The 12486-nt window shown below is 63.2% G+C and carries 14 protein-coding genes; 3 read left to right on the forward strand and 11 right to left on the reverse strand.

The features are described from left to right. Positions 1–160: 160 nt before the first annotated feature. Positions 161–1078 (reverse strand): helix-turn-helix domain-containing protein, encoded by a 918-nt coding sequence (locus tag D5261_RS32385; RefSeq protein ID WP_119319746.1) that lies wholly within the window; start codon positions 1076–1078, stop codon positions 161–163. A gap of 95 nt (positions 1079–1173) precedes the next feature. Here D5261_RS32385 and D5261_RS32390 point away from each other — a divergent pair, with 95 nt between their 5' ends. Beyond that, the gene (locus D5261_RS32390) at positions 1174–2013 is read left to right on the forward strand and encodes a phytanoyl-CoA dioxygenase family protein (RefSeq protein ID WP_119319747.1); all 840 of its coding nucleotides are present in this window, start codon (positions 1174–1176) and stop codon (positions 2011–2013) included. 26 nt (positions 2014–2039) lie between these two features. Here the strand turns inward: D5261_RS32390 and D5261_RS32395 are convergent, their stop codons facing one another. From D5261_RS32395 to D5261_RS32440, 10 genes are all read right to left on the reverse strand, one after another. Then, on the reverse strand, positions 2040–2690 hold the full coding sequence (locus D5261_RS32395; protein WP_119319748.1) for a hypothetical protein: 651 nt from the start codon (positions 2688–2690) through the stop codon (positions 2040–2042). Between the two features lie 100 nt (positions 2691–2790). Further along, a complete protein-coding gene (locus tag D5261_RS32400; RefSeq protein WP_119319749.1) occupies positions 2791–3453 on the reverse strand; it encodes a BsuPI-related putative proteinase inhibitor in 663 nt (220 codons plus the stop codon). 38 nt (positions 3454–3491) lie between these two features. Beyond that, positions 3492–4649: a nucleoside triphosphate pyrophosphohydrolase gene (mazG, locus tag D5261_RS32405; protein ID WP_119319750.1), complete on the reverse strand. Its 1158-nt coding sequence runs from the start codon at positions 4647–4649 to the stop codon at positions 3492–3494. Beyond that, positions 4646–5803: a peptidyl-prolyl cis-trans isomerase gene (locus tag D5261_RS32410; RefSeq protein WP_119319751.1), complete on the reverse strand. Its 1158-nt coding sequence runs from the start codon at positions 5801–5803 to the stop codon at positions 4646–4648. The genes mazG and D5261_RS32410 overlap by 4 nt, the downstream gene beginning before the upstream one ends. Before the next feature lie 255 nt (positions 5804–6058). Continuing rightward, positions 6059–7012, reverse strand: a complete 954-nt coding sequence (locus tag D5261_RS32415) for a hypothetical protein (protein ID WP_119319752.1) — start codon at positions 7010–7012, stop codon at positions 6059–6061. A 15-nt stretch (positions 7013–7027) separates the two neighbouring features. Next, positions 7028–7951, reverse strand: coding sequence for a hypothetical protein (locus D5261_RS32420; protein WP_119319753.1), 924 nt, complete (start codon positions 7949–7951; stop codon positions 7028–7030). Further along, positions 7915–8496, reverse strand: coding sequence for a hypothetical protein (locus tag D5261_RS32425; RefSeq protein ID WP_119319754.1), 582 nt, complete (start codon positions 8494–8496; stop codon positions 7915–7917). The genes D5261_RS32420 and D5261_RS32425 overlap by 37 nt, the downstream gene beginning before the upstream one ends. 106 nt (positions 8497–8602) lie before the next feature. Continuing rightward, a complete protein-coding gene (locus D5261_RS32430; RefSeq protein WP_119320271.1) occupies positions 8603–9406 on the reverse strand; it encodes a lipid II flippase Amj family protein in 804 nt (267 codons plus the stop codon). A gap of 132 nt (positions 9407–9538) precedes the next feature. Beyond that, a complete protein-coding gene (locus tag D5261_RS32435; protein ID WP_125205803.1) occupies positions 9539–10336 on the reverse strand; it encodes an anti-sigma factor family protein in 798 nt (265 codons plus the stop codon). After that, positions 10326–10868, reverse strand: coding sequence for a sigma-70 family RNA polymerase sigma factor (locus D5261_RS32440; RefSeq protein ID WP_119319756.1), 543 nt, complete (start codon positions 10866–10868; stop codon positions 10326–10328). The genes D5261_RS32435 and D5261_RS32440 overlap by 11 nt, the downstream gene beginning before the upstream one ends. A 157-nt stretch (positions 10869–11025) precedes the next feature. Between D5261_RS32440 and D5261_RS32445 the strand changes: the two genes are divergently transcribed. Together D5261_RS32445 and D5261_RS32450 are read left to right on the forward strand one after the other, a co-directional pair. Further along, the gene (locus D5261_RS32445; RefSeq protein ID WP_119319757.1) at positions 11026–12036 is read left to right on the forward strand and encodes a metallophosphoesterase family protein; all 1011 of its coding nucleotides are present in this window, start codon (positions 11026–11028) and stop codon (positions 12034–12036) included. Beyond that, positions 12033–12455 carry a DUF2231 domain-containing protein gene (locus tag D5261_RS32450; RefSeq protein WP_119319758.1) on the forward strand — a complete coding sequence of 141 codons (423 nt, stop codon included), beginning with the start codon at positions 12033–12035 and terminating at the stop codon, positions 12453–12455. Before D5261_RS32445 ends, D5261_RS32450 begins: the two co-directional genes overlap by 4 nt. Positions 12456–12486 lie beyond the last annotated feature (31 nt).

Below are 12486 nucleotides of genomic sequence, written 5' to 3' on the forward strand. Positions count from 1 at the left end.
AAATGTGTGATTGGGGCAAGTGGGTGACGAGATAAACGCACTTCTAGCGTACGGCGACGCCCTTTGCAAACCCACCCCCGCGCTTCGCGCGCCCCCTCCCGCCGACGGGAAGGGTTATTTCAGAGCGTGTTATCGCAGGCGACTTTCGTCAGAGGCAATCTTACAACCCCTTCCCGTCGGCGGGAGGGGGCGCGCGAAGCGCGGGGGTGGGTTTGCAAAGGGTGGCGCGAAGCGCCGGGGTGGGTTTGCTCTGCCGAAACTCCCTCGGCCCCTGCCCCATCTCCGCCTTGAACCGCTTGGAAAAGTAAAACTCGTCGCCGTAGCCGAGGGCGTCGGCGATTTGGGCGCTGGTCATTTGGGTGAATTTGAGCATTTCACAGGCGGCTTCGATGCGGCGGCGGGCGCGGTAGCGGGCAGGGGAGACGCCAAGGGATTGGGTGAAGCGTTTGCGGAAGAGTTCGTAGCCGACGCCGACTTTGCGGGCGACTTCGGCGGGGTCGAGATCTTGGGAGAGGTCGGCTTCTAGGAGAAGCTGGGCGGCTTGGAGCCAGTCGTCTGGGTGTGAAGTGTCGGTGGGCGTGGAGAGGGCGAGGAGCATTTCGGTGAGGAGGGCGTGGAGGCGGGCGACTTGAAGGGCGTCGTCGTCGCGGGAGCCGGGGCGTAGACGGGCGGCGAAGGCGGTGAATTTGGCGAGCCAGCGGTCGTCGGGTTGGCGCGGGGCGATGGGACGGGAGGGGTCGATGAGGCCGATTTGGTGGAGCATGGCGAATGCGGGGCCGTCAAAGACGAAGTAGAGTTCGTCCCAATGTGTGCCCGGATTGGGGCCATAGCTGTGCGGGAAGCTGGGGAAGACAAAAATGGCGTCGCCGGCGACGAGAGGGATCCGCTTCTGGTGAATATCCCGGTACACGCCCTCGCCCCGTGTGATAAAGACGAGGGCGTATTGATCGTAGATACGCAGGGGATAGGCGGGAACCACGCCCTCGCCGTTCTGGATTCGAGCGGCGAGGGTGAGGCGCCCCAGCGGAGTCATCTCGGAAGAGACAAATATCGGCGTAGTGTGGTTATGCGGCGCCATGGAGTGAGAATACCATAAAATACAAGTTCATCCCAATTTCTGCATTTTCTGAATTGCCGATGGCGCTTATAATTTGGCGTAAGGAGATCACAATTATGAGCGCCGTTATCAAACCAACGCTACCATCGCTGGACAGTGACTATTCGCTGACACAGGAACAGATCCAGCAATATCAACGGGATGGACACATTCTGCTGCGCGGCGTGCTGTCGCCGGAGGAAGTCGCCGCGTACCGGGCGGTAATCAATGAGGGAGTGGCGCGGCTCAACTGGGAGACTCGGGCGCTGGACAAGCGGGACACCTACGGCAAGGCGTTTCTCCAGATCGGCAATCTCTCGGAGCGCGCCGGGGAAGACGCCGCGCGATTTACGCTGGCGCGGCGTTTCGCGAAGATCGCGGCGGACCTGATGGACGCAGGCGGCGTGCGGCTCTATCACGATCAGGCGCTGTATAAAGAAGTCGGCGGGGGGCATACGCCCTGGCACCAGGACCACCACTACTGGCCGCTGGACACCGATCAGACGATCACGATGTGGATGCCGCTTGTGGACGCCAGCACGGCGATGGGAACGATGCGCTTTGCGTCGGGGTCGCATCGGGAAGGTTATCTGGGAGATCTTCCGATTTCGGATCAATCCGAGGAGACGTTCCGGAAATTTGTCGTCGAACGAGGGTATCCCGTTGTGGAATCGGGGGAGATGGCGGCAGGCGACGCCACGTTCCACTCAGGCTGGACACTGCACGGGGCTCCCGGGAATCTGACCGGCCCGACGCGCGAGGTGATGACGGTGATTTACTTCGCCGATGGGGCGAGCGTCAGCGCGCCGGTGAACGACGCGCAGGAAAACGATCGTCATACGGCGCTTGGCGGTCTGGCCCCAGGCGAACTCGCCGCAAGCGCGTCCAACCCGCTGCTTTACACGCGAGGGGAATAGCGCGCTTCGCCAAGCCCGGGCGGCGTTTACTGCATCGCGGGATGACGCCGCTCTGGCTCGGGTATGTAGCGGGATGGGCCGATCACGATCGTCGTCGCCGAAGGGCTCTTGTCCGATGAAGACAGCGGAACGTGGCGCTGACGGTGCGCCCACTGCCGGCCCGCGCCGGCGGGATCGGTGCGGACAAAATCCGTCGTCGCCAGGAATTCCGGAGCGGCGTTCGGATGCAGCGTGTAAACGCCCTGAAGCGCCACCGGCAGGATGGAATAGGCGCGGTCCAATTGAGTCAGGACCGTGTGGGAAAGGTCGGCGTCCGCATCTCCTGCGCCGACGCTCACCTGACCGTCCAGCAGGCTCCAGATCTCCGAACCGCGCCCGTCGATCACACGAATGTTGCGGGCGTCGTTCGACGGGAACGAATACGCGATCGTGGGATCGGCGTTCTTCGGGGCGCTGAACTCCACCGATCCGCCGGACGACGCGTCCGTGATAATCGTCAAATGCACGGACGTATTTTTCGGATGCCGAATCGTCAGGCGCATCGGCTCCGCAGCCGACGGCCCCGACAGCATCATATCGCTATTTGTATTGGAAACATCGGCCAGAGCCGGTCCCGCCGCCAGAACAACCGGCAGACACAAGACGCTAAAAAAGCGCGCAATCACTTGGGAACGCATAGTACTTTCTCCCTACTATTGCTTATTCCCGATTGCGCGCCATTGTAATCAGTGTTATTTTTCGGTGTTGTTGACAGGCAAAATTCGCGCAGAATATGATTTACGACTTCCCAACGACCCAGAACTGCGTGGTCGCGGTGACGGCGTAGCGAGCCGGCGTCTGCACGACCATGCCGTTTTCGGCGGGCGAGCGCGTCGGAATTCCCATGTTATCCGGGTCCTGCACGGGGTTGACGAGAATGCCGCCGCGGATCGCGGGACGAGTTTGCGTGGTCAGCCGCGCCGTGAGAATATACTTCCCAGGAGGCGCTGGCTTGCCGCCGATCTGGCCGTTCCACTCCCCTTTGAAGGTTGTGCTCTCACCCGCCTTCAGCACCAGCTTGTCGGTGGACTGCGTGAAGGACAGTCCGCGCGACCATTCCCAGATAGGCTGGCCTTTGGCGTCACGCAGCTCGAAGTCGTACTTCTGACCGTTGTTAAAATCGTACTCCACGGGGCTGCCCGTGTGGTTGGCGATGGTGAAGACGATGGGAACGGCCGCGCCGGACGCGAAGCGCAGCTTCGGCGTGGCGACCGTCGCCGTATCGCCGATGGTCGTGGCCTTCAGCGTGGCGCCGGGAAGCGGAAGCACGGCGCCCGCGCCGCCTTCAGGGCCGACACCCGTAGTCGCACCCGCCCCAGCCGTCGGGGCGCCGTCCGCGTAAACCTGTATGGGAGCCAGCGCGATCAGCGCCAGCGGTAGTGTGTAAATTGGTAACTTCATCGAACGACCCTCCGAGTCTTTGATGGCTCTCCGATGATTTATTGTTCCCTCTTTGCCTGCGCCCAAACCGCTTCCATCTCCTCCAGCGTCAGATCTTTCAAAGTACGGCCCGTCGCCTCGGCGTGACGCTCGATATACCGAAACCGGTTCGCGAAGCGCAGGGTCATCGCGCGCAGCGATTCCTCGGGATCGACCTTCAATTGACGCCCGACGTTGACGAGGGTAAAGAGCAGGTCGCCCAGCTCCTCGCCCGCGCGCGCCGTGTCGCCGGCGGCGATCTCCGCGCGCATCTCCGCGATCTCCTCATCCACCTTGTCCAGGACTTCCATCACGGTCGGCCACTCAAAGCCGACTTTGACGACTCGCTTGGAGACTTCGAGGGCGCGCATCAGCGCGGGCAGGTCCATCGGGATCCCGTCGAGGATCGATTTCCGGTCCTCATTGCCCTTTTCCTTGCGCTTGATCGCCTCCCAGTTAGTGAGGACTTCCTCGGAGTTCTCAACGGAAACGGAGCCGAAGACATGGGGGTGACGCCGAACCAGCTTTTCGACGATGTTTTGCGTGACATCGTCCACGGAGAACTCGCCCAGCTCACTCGCCATCTGCGCGTGGAACACGACTTGCAGCAGCAGATCGCCAAGCTCCTCGCTCAGCTTGTCCGGGACGCCCGAATCGATCGCCTCCGCGACTTCATACGCTTCTTCGATGACATGGCGGCGGATGGTGCGCGAGGTCTGTTCGAGATCCCAGGGACAGCCGCCCTCGGGATTGCGCAGGCGCGACATCAGGGCGACCAGGGCGTCGAAACCGTAGCGCGCGTCATCCTCAGCGCGGCGCGCCAAGCGGATCACGCGCACGTCGATCCCTTCGCCGCGAGCGAGCGTCCAGAGGAGCAGGGAAGCGTTCTCGTCCAGCAGGGGGTCGCCGGGGACGGCGTAAACGGCGCCGCCCGCGCGCGCCGCTTCGAGAATGGGGTGAACGATGGCGAGCGCCGGCTCGCCCGTCGCGCCGGCCGGAACGGAATCAAAGGCGGCGTCGAATACGACGCCGCCTTCGGGAGATTCCAGCCAGCCGATCAGCGGCAGAGCGCGCGAGCGCGCGAAGCGACGGGCGCCGGCCTGGCGCAGGGCGTCGAGCGCCCCAAGCGTCAGGCCGTCCCGCAGGCCGTTTCCCAGGCCGATGATCGTCAGCGTCAATGGGCCGCCTTCGGCGCCGTCGGCGGCGGCGACAGTCGCATCTGCGGCGCGCCGGGGCGCGGTCCGGACGGAGCGCCGGGCTGCGGGCCGCCCATTTGCGGGGCCATCGGCGGCGGCGGGTTCTTGATCTCGTTCACCAGATCGTTGTACTGCTTCTCGGGAATCTCGATGTTCGCCTTCGTCTGGAAGTCACGCAGCTTCTGCTGAATGTCCTGGAAGCCTGTCTGACTCTGCTGCGCCTTCTGGCTGAGCAGCAGGAACTGGATCATGTTCTTGACTTGATCCTGCGGCAGCACTTCGACGGCCTTCTTGTCGACGACCTTCACGAGCCACCAGGCGCCCTGGAAGGCGAACGGCTTGGGAACATCGCCGGCCTTGGCGTCCTTGATGCCGTCGACCAGCGGCTTGACGCCGGGGTTCGACACATCGTCCAGGTCCACCCACTGGGGCAGGTCGCCGTCGGACGGCTGGTTGATGATGGACTTCGAGACGTAATCCTCGAAGGGCTTGCCCTTCTGGATGTCGCTGTAGGCCGCGTTGGCGTCGGCCGCGCTCGCGAAGGCGATGCGCTTGATGTGGGCGCGGTTCGGCTTCGTGAACTGGTCTTTCTTATGCAGATCGTAATACGCCTTGATCTCGGCGTCCGTGACGGACTGTCCCTTGGTCAGAAGCTTGATCTGCGCCAGCTGCGGCTGGATCTGGAGGTGCTTGAGGTCGTCCTCCGTCAGACCGGCCGCCGCCAGCGTGTCCGAGAAGCCGCGCACGAGGACCTTGTCCTGAATCAGCTTGATGTTGTTGAGCTGCGCGTCCACTTCGGCGTCGGTCGGCGCCACGCCTTCCTGCTTCGCAAGCTGCTCCATCATCAGGTTGTTGATCAGCTGCTGGAGGACGATCCGTCCCGCCGGCGCCTGGCTCATCTGCTGCGGATTGGGCGTGTAGCGCTGCAGCTGGGTGTAGAAATCCGACTGCGAAATCGCCTCGCCATTGACCTTCGCGACCGCGTCGGTTCCCGTCAGCGGCGCGCCGGCCGTGGCGGTTCCGCTGGCGCCTTCCGTCTTCCCGCCGCCATTATTGCAGCCGGCGATAAGGACGCCCATAGCGGCCGCGGAAGCGACCAGCGCGGCGCCGCGCCGTTTATTTTGCATCGTGATCATAAAGATCGACTATCTCCTTTAGATGAGGTACCAAAAACTCCGACAGTTTTACAGACTTACAAAACATATGTTACGCCCGCCATGCCCGGCGATTGAAATCGCTGCTAGAATTGCACGATGTCCACCTCCGTGGACTCCAGAATGCCATCGAAAACGAGTCCTAATTTGGAGTGCCCGGAGGGTGGGCGCCCTCTGGGCATCGTGAACTTCTAGGCGCGACTTCAGTCGCCAGCCACGCAGGCTGCGTAACATCAGTTACAAAACATTGCGAGCGCGCAGGCCGAGAATTAACTCGACTTCGCCGCGCCCCATCCCTGTGCGCCGAGCGATTTCCGTGGAGCTTGTCACGCCCGAAGCCAGCATCGCGTAGATGGCGGCGTATCGATCGTCTTCCTCCGGCTCCGGCTTCTCGGGCTCAGAAGCCGATGGCTCTGGAGCCGACGCAGCCGGCGGCGCCTTGACCGCCGTATCCGCCGCGTTCAGCGAGACCGACAGGGGCGTATTCGGCTCGATCCGCAGGGCCCGCAGTCCGATCAAAAGCTCAACTTCTCCGCGCGGCAGTCCCGTGCGACGCGCGATCTCAATCGCGTCCGTCAAACCGATCGCCAGCTGCGCGCGCACCAGCGCCGCCCGGCGCTCCGATTCCAAGATCTGCTGGTGGAGCGGAGACGGCGGCTCGGACGGCGTTTCCGGCTCCGGCGCGCTCGCGGCCTTCGTGTCCGTGGACGCCGCCTCCACGGGCGCATCCGTTACGGCGACGGTCTCCACCAACGGCTCAATGACAGCGGCGGCCGCGACGGGAGCGGGCGTCGGCGCGGGTTCCTCCACAATCTCTGGCGCCGCTGACGCCTGCGCGGCGGGATCCGCGACGGGAGTTACCGCCACCGGCTGCGCGGCGGGAATTTCCATGATGGGCGGCGCGGCGAGAACTTCCGCGACGGGATGCTCGGCGGGAACCGCCCCGTCTGAAGCCGTCAGCGGCGATTGCAGGGAGCGCGCTTCGGCGATCAGCGCGGACAGGCGCTTTTCCTCATTTGTGACGCGCTCTTCCAGCGCGGTCGTCAGCGCCTCCACGGTCTCGCGCAGCCGATCCACTTCGGCGGACGATGAGGCGCGCAGCCGCGAAGCGCGCGCCGTCAGGTCACGCCGAGCCAGCCACCACAGGATGGCCGTGAAGCCCAGCACCAGATACTGTGCAATATCAATCATTACGCTTCGATCGCCTTACAGAACCGTCTGTATCGTCTTGCCGCTTTCGCGGTCGCGTCCCACGAGCAAAGTCAGCATTTTCGGGGGCGCGCCGGCGACGATCGCGTCCGGTTTCAGCCAAATTCGCAGCTCGTTGCCATCCGGCTCCAGCGCCAGTCGGCTCACGGCGGCCACGGGGACGGACGGAAACATTCCCACCACCAGCACCCGGTCCGGCGTCGTTTTCCCCGTTACCGCCAGCCGCGCCCGCTCCTCGGGATGCGCGGCGGGAGTGGAACGGTCCACGGCGATGCTGCGGCGAACCAAGGGAATACGGCTGATGACGCCCATTCCGTTCCGAATGACCATCCGCCGGGGCCTGGGCAGTCCGTCCGGGCCTCCCCCCAGCCTCGGGATCTTCGGCGCGCGCGCGAACTTCGGCAAAACCGTCGCGAGCCGCCCCACCTTCGGGGCGCTCATCGCGGAAAACTTCAGCGCGCGGCAGGCGCCGCCGGCCAGCGCTGTCCGCGCATCATGAATATCGATCGCGCCGGCTTCCCATTTCCCCGGAGCCGGCGAATAGATCTGGGCGGCGGACGGCGCGACCGGGGTCTCATGCACCAAACAATCGCCGTCGCCCAGAGCCGCGTCGCCGCTGACAATCGTGATCACGGCGGCCAAATCCACGCCCTCGCCGCCCGGGGGAGCGTCCGGCGCGAGGTGGGTAAGAACGCGGGCCTCGGGACGGCATTCCCATTCCCGCAAGCCCTGCCCGGGTTCGGGGCCGGTCAGCAGATCGTCGTCCGGCACGGCGGGCAGGGAGAGCATGGAGCCCGACGGCAGGGCGCGCACTTCGGTGCGCGTCACCCATTTGCCCAGAGCGCGGCGCACGGCCTCCCAGGCCTGGGCGGCGACCGCCGCCCCTACCCTGCTGTCGGAGTCTCCGGCGCTTCTTCCCATAACATCTTTACCGCCGTTTCCACACGCGTCTGCGGCTCCAGAAGGTCCATCGTCCGGCCGCAGTCCGTCAAGATCCGGGCGATCTCCGATTTGCGCGTCACGTCCGACGCAACGGCGCCCGTGACTTGATAGCGAATGCGCATCGGCGCGCCGCTTTCCGTCAGCTGCAAGGAAAACTCGCCGTCAGGGCCATCCTGCAATGCGCCGTATTCTTTCAGCGGAGTTCCGCGCCCCGGGGAGATCCAGGCGATCTTCTGCTTAGAGCCGTCCATGGACGACAGCAGGTTCGCGTCAAACACCAGGATCAGCTCGGGCTTCTGCTCCAGGCGGCTGACGAGGTTGCCGGCGATCACATCCGCCTGGATATACTTCTCCAGGACATCGCCGTAGAGGACCCGCTGCAGCTTCGTCGCGCGCACCGGCTCCGTGTAGCGAAATTCGAGCGGAAGCCCATACGCATCCGTCACCATCGCGCCTCCCATGAAGACGCTCTCAGCCACGGGAAGAGCCAGCACATACCCGATCGTCAGTTTCGCGGCCGCCATGAATTGTTCTACCACCAGGAAAAAGCTTACAGTTCCCCGTCAGTGTAGCAAATTGCGGGGGGAGTGTCAAGTCAAAGTGAGTGTTCAGCCCACTGATTTGAAGTCATTAGAGGAGACGGGCGACTGCTGCGATCAGCATCGCAGCTGGGATCAGCAGGGTCTGGGCCAGCAGCGTCCCGACGAATCGGCTGCCGACAAGCCATGTGACGGACTGGCGGAAGGCGCCTTCGGAAAGGCGACCATCGGTCACATCATCCGTCATCATGGATAGCTGCGGGTCGATGAAGATCGCCATGAAGATCATCGCGACGCCGTTGATTGTTCCAGACAGGTTAGCGGCGGTGCTGCGCAGTTCTGGATGTAAATATCCAGCATAGAGGGCGGAGAAGACGCCGACCGTGGAGATCGCGGTCGCCGCCGTATTCAGCACAACGACGCGCACCGGCACGCCCCGGCGCCGTCCCATGCGAATGAGATTGTTCTGCGACGGAATTCTCACAGAACGGCGCAGGTACACCACTCCCGTGCGCGAGATTCCGCGCAGCAGCAGTTTGGGCATGGAGCGATAAACGCCAAACGCCGTGACCGCATGCCCGATCAGGCGCTGAAATGTCGGGATCAAGAACGCGCCCGCCAGTGTGGCGGCGCTGGTCGCGAGCAGCAGCCATCGGAAATCTGCGGAAGCGCCCGCGAGCGTATGCGCCGCCAAGTTATGCTCGATGCGTTTGGCGAGCAGCGGCGCTTGAAGCCCATTGGAAGTACGCGACACTAGCACCAGAATATTGAACAGCGCCAGCGACAGCGCGATCTTGCCGGTGCGCGTTCCCGCGATCCGCACGGAAAAGGCGAGAGTCGCGATCAAATGCATCACGAATGTCAAACCGATCAAAATCGCGAGACGCCCATCCATCAAAATATCCGCTCCCATATCCCGGCAATCGTTTCTCCCGCCGCGGCGTCAAAACGTCCCGCGTGTATTCCTCCAAGCACGCCGCGATTCCTGCGCGGGCAAAACTTATTTGTCGAATGGACCGCCGGGACGTTATTTGCTCGCGGGACGCGCGGGAGGTTGATCCTGCGCCTGATAAAGCTGGACGAAGCTGGAAAGCTCGGAGGGATTGAGGTCGGAAATCGACCAGTAGGTCATGCCCGCCGCATTCCAGTGGATGAGATGATATCCCTGACTTTCCATCGCCTTCGTTTCCCCCGCCCCATTGCTATCGCCGGCCTTGGCGGGCCAGACAAACAGATTGATCAGATGCTTCTGGCGTCGGTAGATCAGCGCCGCCACGGGCCGGCCATTCAGATAATCCAGGCGTCCCCCAATCAGCGGAAACCCCTGCGCTCCCAGATCGTCGACGGGCGGCGAGTAGTCCAATTTGCCGCTGAACCAGGGCTTGACGGTGTGATGGCTTGAGGAAGCGATATCGGCAAGATGGCTGCCCATCAGCGATCGCACATGGCTGGAGACGATCTCCTGCTCCAGCGCGCGGTCATCAGGCAGCGGGGCTGGCGCGTGGGCGAGCCTCCAGCTCAGCCCCACCGCCACGAGAAGAACCGCCGCCGTGCTCCACCGGCGCCAGGAGCCTAAACGGAACGAGGGGCGGCGCGGGGCTTCCGCGCGGCGCATGGGCGACAGCACGCGCGCCTCAAGGTTTGCTGGGGGCTGGAAGTAGAGCGCGCTGTCACGCAGACCCTCCCGTAAAACCTGGAAGTTTTGATAGGCAAGCTCACACGATGCGCAGGTCCGGAGATGCTCCTCCACCTGTAAACTCGTCATCAAATCCAGTTCTCCATCCAGATAGGGATGGAGCAGCGTCTGCATCGTGTTACAATCCACGTTCGGATCCCTCCGCCAGCCGTTCCCCGAGCGAATCCGCGAGCCGCCTTCGGGCGCGCGCCAGGCGCGACATGACCGTCCCCAGCGGCACGGCGGCGATATCTCCGATCTCCTTGTAGGAAAGCCCTTCCAATTCTCGCAGCACAATCACTTCGCGATACTCCACCGGCAGCGCTTCTAACGCCTGGCGCAGCAGGCCCACATCCACGCGCCGCAGCATAATGTTCTCAGGGTTCAGTTCGTCGCAGGGCAGCGCGTGCAGCGTTTCGTCGAACGACAGGGCCGGCTCCAGCGACCGATGCTGGCGCAGCCAGGTGTAGGTGGTGTTGCGCACGATGCGCAGGAGCCAGGGGCGGCCGTCATCGCCGCCGCGATACCCGTCGAACGATCGGAACGCCCGCACACAAGCTTCCTGCACCACATCCTCCGCATCCTGTTCGTTGCGAGTCAGCCAGCGGGCGAGGTTGTACGCCGCCGCCAAATGCGGCAGGATCGCGTTTTCAAAGCGCGAGCGCGTGTCTCGTTGTTGCACCGAATTTATCCCTCTTTTTGCGCCCAACTGTAAACAAGACCGATTTTCGCGGCGATTTATTCCCGCCCCCGGCGCCAAAAATAAATCGAATTCAGCCGGGAATAAAATCGCGATCGGGTTAGTCTAGAAAGCACAACACACCGCGGAGGAGATTGACATGATCGAACCACTGGACCGCAATCGCGAAGAGTTGACCGACGATAACCACAAGGACGGCATCGATCGGCGAGGATTCCTGAAGTGCATGGCCTGGGCCGGCACGGGAATGCTCTGGACTTTGAACGGCGGCGTCTTGTCGTCCCGAGTCTTCGGGGCGGATAATGCGTCCGCCGGTAAATCGATGAACTTCGTACAGATCAGCGACAGCCATATCGGTTTCAACAAGGCGGCCAACAACGATGTCACCGCCACGCTTCAGGAAGCCGTCGCCAAGATCAATGCGCTTCCGACCCCGCCCGCGTTCATCCTGCACACGGGCGATCTGACCCAGCTCTCACAGGCAGACCAGTTCGACACGGTCGACCAGATTTTGAAAGGCGCGAAGACAACGACGGGCAATGTGTTTTACGTGCCCGGAGAACACGATGTGCTGGGCGACGGCGGCAAACTCTACCTGGCCCGTTACGGCAAAGGGACCCAGGGGAGCGGCTGGCACAGCTTTGACTACAACGGCGTGCATTTCATCGGGCTGGTCAACGTGCTCAGCCTGAAGGAGAAAGGCATGGGCGATCTGGGCCAGGAGCAGCTGACATGGCTGAAGAACGATGTCGCGGGGCTCGCCAGCAGCACGCCCATCGTCGTCTTCGCCCATATCCCGCTCTGGGAAGTATACCCGCAGTGGGGATGGGGCACCGACGACGGGGCGCAGGCGCTTTCCTATCTCAAGCGCTTCGGATCGGTGACGGTGCTGAACGGGCACATTCACCAGACGCTGCAAAAGATCGAAGGCGGCGTCCATTTCCACACAGCCATGTCGACGGCGTTTCCACAGCCCGCGCCGGGTACGGCCGCGACGCCCGGTCCGATGGTGGTGCCGGCCGGCCAGCTTCGCCACGTCCTGGGCGTCACCAACGTCAATTACGTCCCCGGGAAGCATCCGCTGGCGCTCGTGGACCTGCCGCTCCTCTCGTCCACGGCGGCTCCGGCGCCCGAGGGCGACGCGCAATGAACAGCGCGCTTTTCGCCAGAATGCATGGGGGAACAACGCATTTTCCGATCGGACTGGTGATCGCCTCCCTGATCTTTGACGTCCTGGCTCTGGTCGTCAAAGATCCTGATCACCAGTCAGGGCTGCGCGCGGCGGGGTTCTACTCCTTGCAGCTCGGAGCGTTATCGTCGTTCGCCGCCGTGCTGTCGGGACTCCTCCTGACACACGGCGACCTGATGGGAAGCGGGAAACTTGCCAAACACCATCTTTTTTTGTGGCCGGCCTTCGCGATGATTGTCGGCATGGCCGTGTGGCGCATGGCTGTCCGGGATCGAGCGTCCCGGAAGGCGTACGGCGTCTATCTCGCGCTGACACTGACGGCGTCCTGTCTCATGGCCGCCGCCGGGTATTGGGGCGGCGAGATTTTACTTGGCGGATGAAAGGACAGAGATGTTGAAGACGATTCCATTG

Origin of the sequence: Capsulimonas corticalis (assembly GCF_003574315.2) — a bacterium.
GTDB classification, from domain to species: Bacteria; Armatimonadota; Armatimonadia; order Armatimonadales; family Capsulimonadaceae; genus Capsulimonas; species Capsulimonas corticalis.